The sequence below is a fragment of the Akkermansia muciniphila genome (assembly GCF_018709685.1).
Classification (GTDB): domain Bacteria; phylum Verrucomicrobiota; class Verrucomicrobiia; order Verrucomicrobiales; family Akkermansiaceae; genus Akkermansia; species Akkermansia muciniphila_E.
Map to the genome: position 1 here is coordinate 15,169 of NZ_JABDHQ010000005.1, position 15,486 is coordinate 30,654.

Below are 15,486 nucleotides of genomic sequence, written 5' to 3' on the forward strand. Positions count from 1 at the left end.
CATGAGGGCTGCAGCGGTAATGGCGTGCGCCTGTCTGGCGCTGGTGATGGCGGTTCCGGGCCGTGCTGAAACGGAGGATGCCTCTTCCACCTGCGCTGTGGTTTCCTTGCCGCCGCTCCCTGTGCTGGTGGTGTACGGTTCCGCGGAGCCCGGAGCGGCTGAAGCCCGCTGGGTGAAAGCGCTGCGCCCCGGAACGGCAGAACGCCGCGCGCTGGAGGGGAAGGTGCGTGACGTGCAGTTTGTCACGGTGTCCAAACGTCCCGCCCTGAAGGACTGGGAAGAGGGCGGCAGCCTGTCCCGGGCGGCGCTGCATGGCGTGCGTGTGCTCCCCACGGTGGTTTTTCTGGATACCAGGGGGCGCGTGTTTGATGTAATGGAAGGAGGGGCGGATGCCGCCTCCCTCCCGGGAAGGATGGCCCAGCTGGCGGAGAAGGCGCAGCACGTACGCCCCGTCACCGTGGTGAATGATGTCCCGAAGGGCGGAGACCCCGCGGAGGAAGCCGCCGCCATTTGCCGGGCTCTGGAGCAGGTCCCGGCGGAAGCCTGGTTCCGGGACTATCCGGGAACCATGAAACGCCTGGAAAAACTGGACTGTAAAGTTCCCGCCTTCCTGAACGCCCGCGCGGCGGCGCTCCGGCTGGAGAAAAACCGGGAAACGGCTGATCTGCTCTGTGAATCCTTCCGGGCCTGTGAAGCCCCGGCCATCCGGAAATGCCTGGAAACGTGGCGGAGCAGGGCGGCTGATCCTTCCCTGGCCGTGGAGGAACGGCAGCTGCTCCTGCTGGCCATGGTTCATCCCCTCTGGGTCCGGCTGGAGGAATCCCTGTACCGGGACGGCCACAATGCGGAAAGTGAGGAGGCCTTCAACCAGGCCATTGCCGTGCTGGAGGAAGTGCGGGACATGGACCGTTTCAGCGTTTGCGGCAGGCGTGCGCACCAGCTCCGGGAGGAGCTGAGAAGGGCTCGGCTGGCCGCTGCCCGGCATGATTGAACCGGTTTTTCCATAACTCCCGGAAACGGACAGGAAGGGGCCCCGGCTCCCGCCGCGGAATCAAGGAATGCGTTTTTTCTTCCTGATTCTCCGCTCCACAGGAAGGGCCGGGCAAATTGGCTTGATTTTGCCCATGGCAGGGGCTAGTCTTCGGACCGTTATGACAGATTCATCCATCCCGGACATGATGGCGGCGGCCAGCCGTGACAAGTGGACTGACCAGCAATTGGCCGCCAAGGCCGTGGAGCTGGCGGAATCCATTCTGAAACAATCCAATGCCGGGATGCGCAGGAAGGAAAAGAAGCAGGCGGAGCAGATGGAGCGCATGATGAATGATCCGGCGGGCAAGGCGTTTACGCTGGCGCTGGCGGACCGCGTCTTCCGCCCCTCCGCCTCCGCCCGCGGCGCGGAGCTGTTCAGGTACCTGCTGGACGGCTACGGCATCCCCAGGTACCTGTCCGCCACGGACCGCCTGGCCATGAAGCTGGGCGGCAGGCTTTCCGCACAGTTTCCGGGCGTGGTGATGCCCATGATCACCAGCCAGCTGAGGAAGGAAAGCTCCAACGTCATTCTCCCGGCGGAGGACGGGAAGCTGCATTCCCACCTGCGGCGCAGGCGCAAGGCCGGCATCCGGATGAACATCAACCAGTTGGGAGAGGCCATTCTGGGTGAGAGCGAGGCCCATCACCGCCTTCAGCAGGTGGTGGACCGCCTGGGGGACAAGGACTGCGAATACATCTCCGTCAAGATTTCAGCCATTTTCAGCCAGATTCATCTGGTGGCCTTTGAGGAAACCGTCAAGCTCATCCAGGAGCGCCTGCGCATCCTGTACCGGGCGGCCATTACGAATGCGGTGACTCTGCCGGACGGCTCCAAAAAGCCCAAGTTCGTGAACCTGGACATGGAGGAATACCGGGACCTTCACCTGACGGCGGAGGCGTTCAAGCGCACCCTGATGGAAGAGGAATTCATGCATCTGGAAGCCGGGATCGTCCTTCAGGCCTATCTGCCGGATTCCTGGGAGGAACAGATGAAGCTGTGCGCCTGGGCGAAGGAACGCGTGGAGCAGGGCGGCGCGCGCATCAAGATACGCCTGGTGAAAGGCGCCAACCTGGCGATGGAGAAGGTGGAGGCCTCCATGCATGACTGGGCGCAGGCGCCGTACGGCACGAAGGCCCAGGTGGACGCCAACTACAAGAGAATGCTCCATTACGGCTGCATGCCGGAGAACGCCAGGTACGTGCAGTTCGGCGTGGCTTCCCACAACCTCTTTGACTTGTGCTACGCCATGCTCCTGCGTGAACGGGAAGGCGTGCGGGATTACGTGGAATTTGAAATGCTGGAAGGCATGGCCAACCACCAGGCGCGCGTCATCCGCCAGGCGGCGGACGGCCTGCTGCTGTATGCCCCCGTGGTCCTGAAGGAAGACTTCCACAGCGCGATTGCGTACCTGGTGCGGCGGCTGGATGAAAACACCAGTGAGGAGAACTTCCTGCATGACCTCTTCGGCATGACGCCGGGTTCCCGGAGCTGGGAAGCCCAGAAAAAGCGGTTTTTAAAAGCCTGCCAGGAAAAGGACGAGGTGAAGTACGGCCCCAACCGCACGCAGAACCGCGCCGCGGACCCCGTACAGCCCACGCATTACCGGGACGCCTTTTCCAATGAGCGGGATACGGACTGGTCCCTCAGGCAGAATGCGGAATGGATCAACGGCCTGATTGCCGCGGAAAAGGAAAAATCCGGAGAAGAAATCCCCCTGGTCGTCAACGGGGAGGAAGTTACCACCAACCTGTGGGGCGTGGGGCGAGACCCGTCACGCCACAATGAAGTTTCCTACAAGTTCGCATATGCGGACTTTGACCAGATTGAACGCGCGCTGGATACGGCGGACAAGGCCCGTTCCTCCTGGGCGTCCAAAAGCGTCAGTGAGCGCGCTGAAATCCTGCACCAGGCGGCGCAGGAACTGTCCAGAATCCGCGGCGAGGCCATTGCGGCCATGGTCCGGGACGCCGGAAAGGTGCCCACGGAGGCGGATGTGGAAGTGAGCGAGGCCATTGACTTCTGCCGCTATTACGCGGAAGGGCTGGACCGTGACGGCATGAATGACGGCGTGGAAATGACCCCGCTGGGCACCGTTTGCGTGATGTCGCCCTGGAACTTCCCCTTCGCCATTCCCACGGGGGGAATCGCTGCCGCTCTGATGGCGGGGAACACGGTGGTGTTCAAGCCGTCGGAGCTGGCCGTTTACACGGCCTGGCAGATTGCCCAGGCCTTCTGGCGCGCCGGGGTGCCCAGGAACGTGCTTCAGTTCATGCCCATGCCGCGCAATGAAATCTCCCACAAATTCCTGATGGACCCGCGCCTGAACGGCGTAATCATGACGGGCTCCTACCGCACCGGGAAGATGCTGCGCGGCCTGCGCCCGGACCTGCGCGTGCTGGCGGAAACCAGCGGAAAGGACGCCATGGTCATTACCGCCACGGCGGACCCGGACCAGGCCGTGAAAGACCTGGTAAAAAGCGCCTTCGGCCACTCCGGGCAGAAATGCTCCGCCGCCAGCGTGGCCATTGTGGAAGCGTCCGTTTATGACAACCCGGCCTTTCTGCGCCAGTTGAAGGATGCCGCCGCCAGCCTGAAGGTGGGCGGCTCCTGGGAGGTCAACTCCGTAGTGACCCCGCTCATCAAGGAGCCGGAAGGCAACCTGCTCCGGGCGCTTACGCAGTTGGAGCCCGGGGAGGAATGGCTGCTCAAGCCGGAACCCTCGGAAGACAACCCGTGCCTGTGGTCGCCCGGCATCCGGCTGGGCGTGAAGCCGGGAAGCTGGTTCCACCAGACGGAATGCTTCGGCCCGGTGCTGGGCATCATCCGCGCGGAAAACCTGGAAGAAGCCATTGACATCCAGAACGACTCCGAATTCGGCCTCACCGGAGGCCTCCAGTCCCTGGATGAACGGGAAATCGCCCTCTGGAAGAGCAAGGTGCAGGTGGGCAACGCCTACATCAACCGCGTCATTACCGGCGCCATCGTGCGCCGCCAGCCGTTCGGCGGGTGGAACCACTCCTCCATGGGGCCCGGCGCCAAGGCCGGAGGCCCCAACTACCTCACCATGCTGGGAAGCTGGGAGGAAAAAGCGCTCCCGCAGAAACTGCGCACGCCGGGGGAACGCATCACCGGGCTGGTGGAAAAACTGTGCTCCGAACTGCCGGACTGTGCCAAGCGCATCCGTTCCGCCGCGGGCTCCCAGGCCAAGTGGTGGATGGAGGAATTCGGCGTGGAGCATGACCCCTCCCGCATCTACGGGGAAAACAACACATTCCGTTACGTGCCTGTGAAGGGAATACTGGCCCGTGTGGAAAACATGTCTGACGATGATGCCGCCATCCTGCTGCTGGGCGCAAAACTATGCGGAGCGGCTCTGCACCTGAGTGCGGAGGAAGGCCATCCCTGGATTCAGAAAATGAACGGCTACTACGCCACCCTGACGGTGGAGACGGAAGCCGAACTCATCGACCGGATGCCGGAGGCGGCCCAGGGCGTGCAATTCCTGCGCGGAACGGGCATTTCCGAGGCACTGGCGAACGCCGCCCGCGCCCGTGACGTGGAAGTCCTGGACCGCCCGGTGCTTGCCAACGGACGCCTGGAGCTGCTGGGCTACTTCCGGGAACAGGCCGTCTCCGAAACCGTCCACCGCTACGGCAACCTGATTCCGCCTCCCGGCAGTTTCAAGACGGCCGGGGCGTGAGAAAATGTCCGGGAACGGGAAGAAAGAAAAACATCTGGGTGCCGCAGGTCCTGCGGCGCTCCTTGAGCCTGCTGGATGGGGAAAATCTTAAAACCAACGGGCCGTCCAGGCTTTCCTGTCCATTGTTCCACTCTTTTTTCTTTTCCCCCTGCTTTCGCCGCTTCCGGATGCCTGTTTTCGGGAACCTTTTGTTTCTTTTCCCCATTTTATGATAGAACGTTTCCGGGAAAAGGGTATATTTCCGGGAATGTCCGCAATGCTGCGGCGCTTCTTTCCACCACACCTCCATGAGCACCAACCAACCATTGAACCCACACGGCAGCCACATCGCATGGATTGACTTCCTGCGCATCCTGGCCTGTTTCCTCGTTGTCATGGCCCACTGCTGCGACCCGTTCGTAGGCAGTTTTGACGGTACGTTCAACTTCAAATCAGCCGTCTTCTGGGGCAGCCTCGTCCGTCCCTGCGTCCCGCTCTTCGCCATGATTTCCGGCGTGCTCCTCTTCCCCGTCACCATGGAAATGAGCGCTTTCTATGCCAGGCGTCTCAAAAGGGTGCTGATTCCCCTCATCGTGTGGTCTCTGCTGCTCCCCCTGTTCTACTTCGGCTACTTTGCTGCAGGCGTGCAGACGGCCAGCCCCAACATCGTGATGGACACCTACACCTGGAGCGCCACCGTTCAGAAACTGTACACCTTCCTCTTCAACTTCAACTATGACACCACCCCCCTGTGGTACGTATACATGCTGGTGGGCCTGTACCTCTTCATGCCCATCATGAGCGCCTGGCTGACGCAGGCCAAACGGAAAGACGTGAAAATCTTCCTGGGGATATGGATATTCAGCATGACCCTCCCCTACATCCAGATGCTGGCTCCGGCGCTGGGCTATGAAGGTAATTACGGCAACATGGGCATCCTGGGCGTTTGCGACTGGAACCCGTACGGCATGTTCTATAACTTTTCCGGCTTCCTGGGTTACATGGTGCTGGCCCATTATCTGGTTAAATACCCCCTTGCCTGGAGCTGGAAAAAAATGTTCGCCATCACCGCTCCCCTCTTCCTGGTTGGTTTTGCCGTCACATTCTTCGGTTTCCTGGAAACTCAAAAGCACTTCCCCGGCCAGTACTCCAAGCTGGAAGTCCTCTGGTACTTCTCCGGCATCAACGTCTTCATGATGACCTTCGCCATCTTTGCCATGGTCAGCAGGCTCAGGATCAAGCCGCGTCCGTGGCTGAGCAGTCTGGCGGCGCTGACCTTCGGCGTATACCTGTGCCACTTCTTCTTTGTCCAGTGCTCCTATGACTTCGTGAACTTCATCGGGCTGGGCGGTCTCCCCTCGGCAGTGAAAATTCCCCTGCTGGCCTGCATGGCCTCCGTCATCTCCGTGGTGCTGGTATGGCTGTTGAGCCTGAACAAGTGGACGCGCAAGAGCATCATGTAAAGCCCGGATATTTTTCCAAAAGGCGCTTCAGGACGGCAGCAATGCTCCTGAAGCGCTTTTTTTGTCTGGCGGGGCGGGGAATAACGATATTCCCGGGAAAAGGGCTGTGCAAAGTTCTGGACGGAGGAAAGGGCGCGGGTTAGGATGTTCCTGCATCGTGCACAGGCCCAGGTTGCCGGAGGCGGCTGCTTTTTACAGGAGAAAAAGCATAGCGTCCGGTCTCCCTTGCGCCAACCCCAAGCTCACAGGAAATTCCCGGGACATCGGCGATTCCTGCAAGACGTTGGGAATCCTATCTTGACAACAATAATCTCTTCTTTACGGCCTGGAAACCATGCGGCGGCATGGGAGGTCGGCGCAAAACGCCCACGGCGTTATTGATGCTCAACCTGTAAGCCCTTAGGCCGTCGCACCCTCGCGGGTGCGTGGATTGAAACGCCCGCCTATCGACAACGGCAATTGGGGTCTTAGTCGCACCCTCGCGGGTGCGTGGATTGAAACTTTCAACTGGCGGAGTTTATTTTCTAATGTATTGGTCGCACCCTCGCGGGTGCGTGGATTGAAACGGAATAAAGGGCCCTGAGCTTATCCGTTTCGAGGTCGCACCCTCGCGGGTGCGTGGATTGAAACAAGTCCATGCTGATGGATTTTGCCCGGAATCCGGTCGCACCCTCGCGGGTGCGTGGATTGAAACATCTCTATGGGAGAACTGCCCCTTTCGTAAGCTGTCGCACCCTCGCGGGTGCGTGGATTGAAACGGCCCCAGGCCAACTGACGGGCGCGGCTCTTGGCGTCGCACCCTCGCGGGTGCGTGGATTGAAACCCGCGCGGAGATTGAAACCGAACTGAAGGAACTGGTCGCACCCTCGCGGGTGCGTGGATTGAAACGGAATTCAACGACCAGGAAGGGGAAATCGGCACTGTCGCACCCTCACGGGTGCGTGGATTGAAACCAGATGGCAGCGGTACAAGGCGGATTCAACAAGGGTCGCACCCTCACGGGTGCGTGGATTGAAACTGTGCATCAGCGTATTCCTCCGGAGTCAGCACGGGTCGCACCCTCACGGGTGCGTGGATTGAAACCAGCGGCGCGCCCAGCTTTCCACGCCGTTTTGGAGTCGCACCCTCACGGGTGCGTGGATTGAAACCCACGAGCTTACGGGAGGCCAGGTCAACGGCAAGAAGTCGCACCCTCACGGGTGCGTGGATTGAAACCCGGTAAATAGAATTCAAGGCTTTGAATTCCAAGCGTCGCACCCTCACGGGTGCGTGGATTGAAACCCTGCGCCGACTACCCCCGTCGTGCGCATCGTCAGTCGCACCCTCACGGGTGCGTGGATTGAAACCCATAAGTGGAATACGCCTTTCGGGCTTTACAACGTCGCACCCTCACGGGTGCGTGGATTTAAACACGCTGGAGGGAGACGGAACCGTGCGAAAAGCGAGGCCCTTATCAGCCAAAATGCATGCCCGGCGGCAGGTATGACAGCACGGCGGCGCGGAACTTTTTGCGGCGGCATGTTCCGCTTGGTTCTGTTTTGATATAAGTTTATTTTATTATAAGCAAGTTGTGTAAAATTCCCGTGTACGTTATTTCACGCTGAAGCGGGGGCGCTGGGTAAGCCGGGGCCCGGATGAATGAGGGAAACGTCCTCATTCTTGATCTTTTTTCTCTGAATGTTGTCAAAGGTTTATACAGTATGAACGTGCACGATCAGGTAGAAAGAATACCGGCAATGGAACATTCAGTGATTTTTCCGGACCATCGGAAGGTTTGCGCCCTGGGGCAGGGAACCTGGAAGATGGGAAAGTCGGCGTTAAGGGAGGCCGAAGAGATCAAGGCGCTGCGCGCCGGCATTGAGCTGGGCATGAGCGTGGTTGACACGGCTGAAATGTACGGAAACGAGGACTTGGTGGGTGCGGCGATCCGCGGATTGCGCGACCGCGTTTTCCTAGTGACCAAGGTGCTTCCGGGCAATGCCAGCAGAACCGGGACGAAGGCCGCCTGTGAGCGTAGCCTGAAGAAGCTGAAGACGGATTTCATAGATTTATATCTGCTTCACTGGGGCGGTCCCCATCCCATTGAAGATACGGTGGCCTCCATGCTGGAGTTGCAGCAGGAGGGTAAAATCAAATCATGGGGCGTCAGCAATATGGATGTGGCGGAGATGGAACGGTTTTATGCCGTACCGGGAGGAAAGAGCTGCGCGGCCAACCAGATTCTTTATAATTTATCCCACCGCGGCGTGGAGTATGACCTGCTGCCCTGGTGCCGGGAACGCCATATTCCCGTAATGGCCTATTCTCCGGCGGATGAAGGTCGTTTGTGCACCCATCCCGTTCTGGTGGAGCTGGCCCTGAAGCATGAGGCCACCCCGGTGCAGATCGCGCTGGCCTGGATTATGCGGATGCCCGGAATGATTGCCATTCCCAAGGCCGGTTCCGTCACGCATGTGCAGGAGAATTACCACAGCCTGTCCGTTAAGTTGACGGCGGGGGATGTGGAGCTGCTGGACGAGGCTTTTCCGCCTCCGGGCAGGAAAGTGCATCTGGATTCCTGGTAAACCATGCCGCCGCACGGTTGCGAGTGAAGCGGGACAGGCCGGGTTTACCCGTCAGTTCCCCTTCACTTTTTTTGTTTAAAGCAGGTGGATTTCCGGCATTCCCGGATTTTTTCTCCGGATGTTTCCGCCTTGTTTTCTTCCATCCGCCCGGAAATGGGGGAGGAGAAAAAGATGGAAATTCCCGTGAAAGCGGTTCCTGGGCATCGGGACATGGCCCGGTTCTTCAAAGCGCCGTTGCCGTGTGCCTGCGTAGCTCCGTTCAGGCATGGACAGGGGCCGTTCTTCCGGAAAGCCGGGGTCCGGGAGAACGGCCCTTTGCAAGGGGGGAAAGTGCGGCCGGCTTTACAGCGGCTGGGCGTCCGTCCTGGGTATCCAGACGGGCGTGTTCTGGAAGGTGCTGGCGTAGTACCAGGAGCCGCGTTCCGCGCGCAGGATGAGCGGGGTGGATTCCGGAAGGGTGATAATGGCCGGGCTGGCCAGGTCAGCCGCATGCCTGCCGGGCGTCTTTTGCGTGACGACAAGAAGGCGGTCCGCGGGGACGGATTCCGGCGTTTCCGGGTACATGATGTAGTTCATGACAGCCGCCACGGTGACCAGGCCGCTGAGGGTGGCCAGGATGGTCAGCAGCGCGCCGTGCCTGCGGGTGACGGTCAGGAGGGCCAGGAAGGTGAGCATGACCGCTCCGGAGAGGATGGAGACCGGGCCCAGCGCATCATGGCTGAGGTAGGTGAGCCACTGGTTTTCCGTGGTGTCCGGCGGCAGGATGGCGCCTTCCTTGCGTTCAATGAATTCCAGGTTGTATCTGGCCTCCGTGAAGTAGGGGGATAGCTCCAGCGCGCGGCGGTAGTTGAGAGCCGCCAGTCCGGGCTTGTTCATGCGGTAGTAGGCGTTGCCGGTGACGAAGCAGGCATAGGCGCGTTCCGCCCTGGAGAGGTCCGGGTTGGCGCTTTCCTTGCTGAAGTAGTCCGCGGCTTTTGCGTATTCCCCCTGCTCGTAGGCCTGTACGCCCAGGTTGTCCGCTTCCTCCGCGTTTACGGCTGTTCCGGCCAGGGACACCGCCAGGACGGCGGCCATGATGACCACGGGAAGCTTGGCAATGGCTTTTTTAATGGCTTGCAGCATGTGCTGGCGTTCCGCATGGGGCAGTTCGTCCGCGGAGCCGGAGGGTTTGAACGCCGTGTCATCCCGGAGCTGAAGGATCGTTTTCATTTCTTCATTCTGTTTGGTGGGCGGGATGTAGCTTTCAATGAAGTTGCCTGCGGCGCGCAGGAATTCCGTGGAGCTGGCGTGGCGCGGGGTGGAGGCGAGCCTCCTGAAGGAACGCATGCGCTCCCTGGCCGTGAAGCTTTCCTTCTGGACTTTCCGGATGTAGCGGATGAGAGCCATGCCCAGCAGGACGACGGCGGGGATGTAAGCCAGGAAGTACCATCCCCAGTGGGCCGGGGCGGTCAGGGCGTTCATGACGGAGGCGGGCATGAGGCCATAGATGTCCGTCATGTCCGCTACCGGGATGGTGCCCGCGGGGGGAGGTGTGGCGGGCGCAGCGGCTCCGGCCGCCGCTCCGGTGATGGCGGAGGCCTTCCATTCCAGCGGAATGGGGGCGGTGGTCACGGTTTTGTACTGTTGCGTGCTGGGGTCAAAGAAAGTGAGTTCAAAGGGGGGGATGGCATCCGTCTGGGCAATGGGGCGCAGCATTTGCTGGAATTCCACGGTTCCCTGGATGGTGCGGGTGTTCTGGCCCGGGTCCAGCTTGTTGGGCGGGTAGAGCTTCCAGTTGGAGGCGTCCGTGAGGGCCGGGCAGGCAATGCTGTGGATGTTGCCCGTGCCTGTCACTTTGATCTTGACGGTGATGGGTTCATTGGCGCTGAGGTCCCGTGCATCCGTGCTGGAAGAGATGCGGAATTCCCCTACGGCGTTGGTGAAGGAGGCGGGCGCTCCCTCCGGGAGTTCCTGCGCCGTGATTTTTACTTCCGGGATGGACATTTCCACCAGCACTTCCGAGCGGATGAAGTTGGCGATGAGGGGATCCGCCTCCGGCAGCGTGGCGCGGGCCGTAACGGTGCCCGCGGCGGTGACTTCCCCGGCGCGCAGCGGGAACAGGGTACTCTGGAAGGTCATGACGTTCCAGTTTACGCCTTTATAGAGGACGGAACCGCGGGGCTGTCCGCGGAGCAGTTCCACCAGCGTGGGTTCAAAGCGCCAGGTGGCCAGGTTGGAGGTGGTGATGGTGGGGGCCGTGTATTCCAGGATGTATTCCGGAGCGTATATTTTCAGTTCGCAGCGGTCCGGCTGGTGCACGTAGGGCCTCTGGTTGTCCACATGCCACAGCATGCCGTACGGCACGGTGGTTCCGTTCATGTTCAGCGTGTTCCACTTGATGGCGCTGTACGGATAAACGGTCAGCGTCTGGGGAAGCGTGGTATAGGTGCGCCCGTTGTTGGCCTGGAGGGTGAGGGAGGGGATTTCCACGGTGCCCACTTCATCCGGCGTGACTTCAATGGCCATCAGGAAGGCGGACTGGTTGGGGGACCCGGGCCAGCGGATGTAGTTGCCCTGGCTGACCCAGCGCAGGCTGGCGCCTTTCACCCTGGGGAGCGGGTCCTGGCGGGCGATGCTGCCGTCCGTCAGGATGATGAACAGGCGGGTCTGTTCTCCCGGCACCACGGCGTCAGACAGCCAGGTGGTGACCACCTGCTGCGCCATGGCCGTGATGGCCATGCAGAAGAAGAGTGAAAGAATGGCGAACAATTTTTTCATGATGTTGCGGTGTGGTTTGAAGGGGTTAATAATGAAAGGGGTGAAGGTTAATAGTCCTTGTCCGGGGGAATTTCCGGGGAGCGCTGGGGAACGGGGCACCCTGGTTCAATATCCCTGCGTTCCATCAGGATGGCCCTGGCTTCACGGCGTTCCTTTTCCTCCTTGCTTTCCTTTTGCGTGGCTACCGGTACGGGCTTGTCCCCTTCCGGGCGCGGCTGGGGCTGCGGTTGCTCCGCTCCCGGCGTTTCCGGCAGCTTGTCTTTTTCCGGAGAGGAAGGGAGCTGGGCGTTTTTCATCTCATTCCGGTCTTCCCGGTCCTGGGCGTTATCCTTGTTTTGCTGATCCTTGTCCTGCTGGTCCTTGTCCTGCTGGTCCTTGTCCTGCTGGTCCTTGTCCTGCTGGTCCTTGTCCTGCTGGTCCTTGTCTTGCTGGTCCTTGTCTTGCTGGTCCTTGTTTTGCTGGTCCTTGTTTTGCTGGTCCTTGTTTTGCTGGTCCTTGTTTTGCTGGTCCTTGTTTTGCTGGTCCTTGTTTTGCTGATCCTTGTTTTGCTGATCCTTGTTTTGCTGGTCCTTGTTTTGCTGGTCCTTGTTTTGCTGGTCCTTGTTTTGCTGATCCTTGTTTTGCTGATCCTTGTTTTGCTGATCCTTGTTTTGCTGATCCTTGTTTTGCTGATCCTTGTTCTGCTGATCCTTGTTCTGCTGATCCTTGTTCTGCTGATCTTGTTGTTTTTTCTTTTCCTCTTCCAATTTCTTCTTTAGTTCCTCAAGCTGTTTGCGGTATTCGTCCAGCTCCTTGTCGTAACGGAGCATGTCTTCCCTGTTGGCAGCGGCTCCTTCATGGGAACGGTAGGCATTAATGGCATCGTCAAAGCGCTTGACGGCCTCCTTGACGTGTTCTTTTGCCACGGGAATTTTTGCCAGCCGGGCATCTATTTCCTTGATCTGGTCATCAATGGAGGAGGGTCGGGACTGAGGCTGTTCCTCGTCCGGCCTGGAGAAGGTCATGGTTTTTCGTGCCTGGGCGGCTTCCAGGTTGCCAAGGTTGAAGTGGGAGTCCGCCTGAAGGCTGGCTTTGGGAGAAAGGAGCGCCCGGGAGAAGGCTTCCGCGGCTTCCTTGGCGTTGCCTTCCTTCTGTTCCAGCCAGCCTTTGGCGAATTCCAGCGCCTGGCGCGTTTCTTGAGCCAGGTCCGGCGCGGAAAGCATCTCGTCAATGGACTTGACGGCCTCCTCCGTTTTTCCCGTGCGGAGCAGGTCCGTGACATTGTCCAGGGCGCCCGTGTCCGCTCGCGCCTCCGTGCCCAGCAGTCCGGCGGAAAGCAGGAGCATGGCTCCCAGGGCGGCCATGCCGCGGCGTCCGGAACGGCGGAAGGAGCGCCAGCGGGTGCCGGCAAGAAGGGTGAGGATCAGGCAGATCAGGGCCGGAACGGCAAAGATGACGTAGCGGTCGTTCGGCACGCGGCGCACTTCCTCCTTTCCTTCCGTGACGTCCAGGCGGTCCGCAATGTCCTTGACAAAGCGGTTGAGCGCAGCTCCGTCAGAGAGCTGCACATACTGGCCGTCCGTCTGCCGGGCCAGGTATTGCAGGCTTTCCGGGTTGAGCTTGGAAACGACATGCTGGCCGCGGCGGTCCCGGTACAGGCCGGAAGGGGATTGTTCATCCGGAATGGTGGTGCCGATGGTGGTGCCGATGCCCGCCGTGACGATGATGAGTTCATGCTGCCGGGCGGCTTCCGCCGTCTTGTAGGTGATGTTGACGGTGTCTTCCCCGTCGCTCAGGATGACCAGGGCGTTTCTGGCGTCCGCCTCCTTGTCCCGCTTGAAGGTCTGGAGGGCCAGCCGCACGACGTTTTCCAGGTTGGTTCCCCCCTGGGATACCCAGCCGAATTGAAGCTGTTCAATGGTTTCCTTCAGCGCATTGTGGTCATGGGTGAGGGGCATGAGCAGGACGGCATCCCCGGAGAAGATGATGATGCCGAAGTTGTCCCCCGGCAGGGCGTCCAGCAGGTCGTAGGCGGCGGTTTTAGCTCTTCCCAGGCGCGTGGGGGAGGCGTCCTTGCTGAGCATGGAGCGGGAGCAGTCAATGGCGATGAGGATATTGCGGGATTTGGGGATTTCCCTTACCTCCGTATAGCCGTCCACCGGGCGGGCTACGGAGAGGATGGCGAAGATGGACGCCAGCACGGCAAAGATGACGGGGAGCACCCGGTGCCAGGTGGCCGGAGCGTGGACCAGCTCCTGCCGGTATTCCGGTGAGACGAGCACTTCCCATTTTCTGGAACGGCGGCGCCACAGCCACCAGGCCGCCGCCGCGAGCAGGGCCGGGAGGATGAGCGCGTACAGAACGTAGGGATAAAGGAAGGTCATGGCGGGGAAGGGATGGTGTTACGGGGCCGGGGCGGGTTTGAGCACTTGCAGGGAGAGGCCCAGAAGAGTCAGCGCGGCGCCCGTGACAAGGAAGTACATGAAGTATTCCTCAATGTGGCGGACGGTCTGCACCTTGGCCTCGCTTTTTTCCAGCTTGCCGATGGAGGTGAACGCCTTGTTGAAGGAGGCCATGTTCGTGGCCCGGAAGTGTTCCCCGCCCGTAATCTGGGCTATTTTCCGCAGGGTGGGTTCGTCAAATTCGCTTTGCACCACCATTCCGTTCGCCAGGGTGCCTTCTTCCGTGCCCACGGCAATGGTGTAAATCTTGATGCCCAGCTTGGCTGCGTTTTCCGCCGCCACCAGCGGGGATATCTGGCCAGAGTTGGAGGCGCCGTCCGTTACCAGGATGATGATTTTTGATTTGGTGTCCTTGCGGTCGTCCAGCCGGGTGGCTGCCGCCGCGATGGCGGAGCCGATGGCCGTTCCGTCTGCCTGGATCATGCGCAGGTGGAAGTCACGGATAATGCTGTTTACCAGGGCGTGGTCCAGCGTGAGGGGGCAGAAGGATTTGGTCTTTCCGGCAAAGCCCACCACGCCGATGCGGTCGTCCGGGCGGCTGTCCACGAACTGGGTGATGACGTGCTTGGCCGCCACCAGGCGGTTGATGGGCATGCGGTTGAGGACCATGTCCGGCGTCTCCATGGAGTAGGAGAGGTCAAAGGCGATCATGATGTCAATGCCGTTGACGGTGCGGAAGGTTTTATCTTCCACGTTTTGGGGGCGCGCCAGCGCGATGGCGATGGCTGCCGCCGCGAGCACGAAGCAAATGGCCCCTATTTTCCCGGCCAGGGATTGGGGATTGCGGGCCAGGGAGGCGATGAAGCGCACGGTGGGGTAGGTGATGGAGCCTTCCGCTCCCCGCCTGCGGCGGAGGATAATGAGGCACAAGATGAAGGGAAGGACGTAGAGCCATTCAGGTTGTGCGAATTGGAAGTGTTCCGTCATGGTGTGCTAGCGTTGGTTGGAGCGGGGGGAAGGTTTTTTAACGACAAGGTCCGTTTCCTCTTTCGTGCGGCGGGCGTCGTTTTCTATGTCATTGATAAGTTGGACTGTGTCGTCCGCCAGTTCGTTGACCAGGGAGTCGTTTTCCGGGGTGTCCGGCTCATATTTCAGGGAGGCCATGCGGTCCAGCAGGTCGCGTGTGGGGCCCTGGAGTTCGGAGGGGAGCGCGGTGAGCGCGTCCGCCCGGCGGTTGAATTCCTGCTGGGTTTCATACAGCGCCGGGTCTTTGGTTTCCCCCACCAGGTATTTGCGGAGAAGAAGGGAGAATTCCACGGCAGCCTGCCTGAGGGAGGGATGCGTTTCCCGGAGCACCGTGATGTCCCGGATGGCGGTTTCCGCCGGGCTGAGCGGAGCGGGGGGAGTCTGCCCCTTCCTGCGGATGAGTACGATAACGGCGATGGCGACAGCCAGCAGGATGGCAGCGAGCATGATCCAGATGCCCCACGTATCCCAGAAGCCCGCTTGAAGGTAGGCGTCCGGGGATTGCGTTTCCATCAGCGTGGGAAAGGCCGGCGGTTCCGGAATGGCCGTGGGGGGAGTCTGGAAGGTGGCGGGTGCTGGCATG

8 protein-coding genes and 1 CRISPR repeat array are annotated in these 15,486 nt (G+C 60.4%); of the genes, 4 read left to right on the plus strand and 4 right to left on the minus strand.

Going from position 1 to position 15,486, the window contains the following annotated elements:
- The first annotated feature begins 1 nt into the window (after nt 1).
- The 4 genes from HHJ06_RS04640 to HHJ06_RS04655 all read left to right on the plus strand — a co-directional run bounded on the left by HHJ06_RS04640 (nt 2) and on the right by HHJ06_RS04655 (nt 8,739).
- Nucleotides 2-991: a TlpA family protein disulfide reductase gene (locus tag HHJ06_RS04640; RefSeq protein ID WP_215428044.1), complete on the plus strand. Its 990-nt coding sequence runs from the start codon at nt 2-4 to the stop codon at nt 989-991.
- Between the two features lie 160 nt (nt 992-1,151).
- Nucleotides 1,152-4,733 carry a bifunctional proline dehydrogenase/L-glutamate gamma-semialdehyde dehydrogenase gene (locus HHJ06_RS04645; protein WP_215428046.1) on the plus strand — a complete coding sequence of 1,194 codons (3,582 nt, stop codon included), beginning with the start codon at nt 1,152-1,154 and terminating at the stop codon, nt 4,731-4,733.
- A 287-nt stretch (nt 4,734-5,020) separates the two neighbouring features.
- A complete protein-coding gene (locus HHJ06_RS04650) occupies nt 5,021-6,175 on the plus strand; it encodes an acyltransferase (protein ID WP_215428048.1) in 1,155 nt (384 codons plus the stop codon).
- A gap of 406 nt (nt 6,176-6,581) precedes the next feature.
- Nucleotides 6,582-7,586: a CRISPR direct-repeat array (repeat unit 31 nt; unit sequence GTCGCACCCTCGCGGGTGCGTGGATTGAAAC).
- Between the two features lie 325 nt (nt 7,587-7,911).
- On the plus strand, nt 7,912-8,739 hold the full coding sequence (locus HHJ06_RS04655; RefSeq protein WP_215428050.1) for an aldo/keto reductase: 828 nt from the start codon (nt 7,912-7,914) through the stop codon (nt 8,737-8,739).
- Nucleotides 8,740-9,081: 342 nt separating this feature from the next.
- Here the strand turns inward: HHJ06_RS04655 and HHJ06_RS04660 are convergent, their stop codons facing one another.
- The 4 genes from HHJ06_RS04660 to HHJ06_RS04675 are packed head-to-tail and all read right to left on the minus strand — an operon-like array spanning nt 9,082 to nt 15,485.
- Complete coding sequence (locus HHJ06_RS04660; RefSeq protein WP_215428052.1) at nt 9,082-11,496, minus strand: tetratricopeptide repeat protein; 2,415 nt, start codon at nt 11,494-11,496, stop codon at nt 9,082-9,084.
- A 47-nt stretch (nt 11,497-11,543) separates the two neighbouring features.
- Entirely contained in the window at nt 11,544-13,859 is a 2,316-nt protein-coding gene (locus HHJ06_RS04665; protein WP_215428054.1) for a vWA domain-containing protein, read from the minus strand.
- Between the two features lie 18 nt (nt 13,860-13,877).
- On the minus strand, nt 13,878-14,864 hold the full coding sequence (locus HHJ06_RS04670) for a VWA domain-containing protein (protein ID WP_215428056.1): 987 nt from the start codon (nt 14,862-14,864) through the stop codon (nt 13,878-13,880).
- A gap of 6 nt (nt 14,865-14,870) precedes the next feature.
- Nucleotides 14,871-15,485 carry a DUF4381 family protein gene (locus tag HHJ06_RS04675; RefSeq protein WP_215428057.1) on the minus strand — a complete coding sequence of 205 codons (615 nt, stop codon included), beginning with the start codon at nt 15,483-15,485 and terminating at the stop codon, nt 14,871-14,873.
- Between the last annotated feature and the right edge of the window lies 1 nt (nt 15,486).

Excerpts from the sequence above, each read along its gene's own strand:
- HHJ06_RS04655 (WP_215428050.1), top strand. The coding sequence starts at position 7,912 with ATGGAACATTCAGTGATTTTTCCGGACCATCGGAAGGTTTGCGCCCTG.
- HHJ06_RS04665 (WP_215428054.1), bottom strand. The coding sequence starts at position 13,859 with ATGACCTTCCTTTATCCCTACGTTCTGTACGCGCTCATCCTCCCGGCC.
- HHJ06_RS04675 (WP_215428057.1), bottom strand. The coding sequence starts at position 15,485 with ATGCCAGCACCCGCCACCTTCCAGACTCCCCCCACGGCCATTCCGGAA.
- HHJ06_RS04640 (WP_215428044.1), top strand. The coding sequence starts at position 2 with ATGAGGGCTGCAGCGGTAATGGCGTGCGCCTGTCTGGCGCTGGTGATG.
- HHJ06_RS04650 (WP_215428048.1), top strand. The coding sequence starts at position 5,021 with ATGAGCACCAACCAACCATTGAACCCACACGGCAGCCACATCGCATGG.
- HHJ06_RS04670 (WP_215428056.1), bottom strand. The coding sequence starts at position 14,864 with ATGACGGAACACTTCCAATTCGCACAACCTGAATGGCTCTACGTCCTT.
- HHJ06_RS04660 (WP_215428052.1), bottom strand. The coding sequence starts at position 11,496 with ATGAAAAAATTGTTCGCCATTCTTTCACTCTTCTTCTGCATGGCCATC.
- HHJ06_RS04645 (WP_215428046.1), top strand. The coding sequence starts at position 1,152 with ATGACAGATTCATCCATCCCGGACATGATGGCGGCGGCCAGCCGTGAC.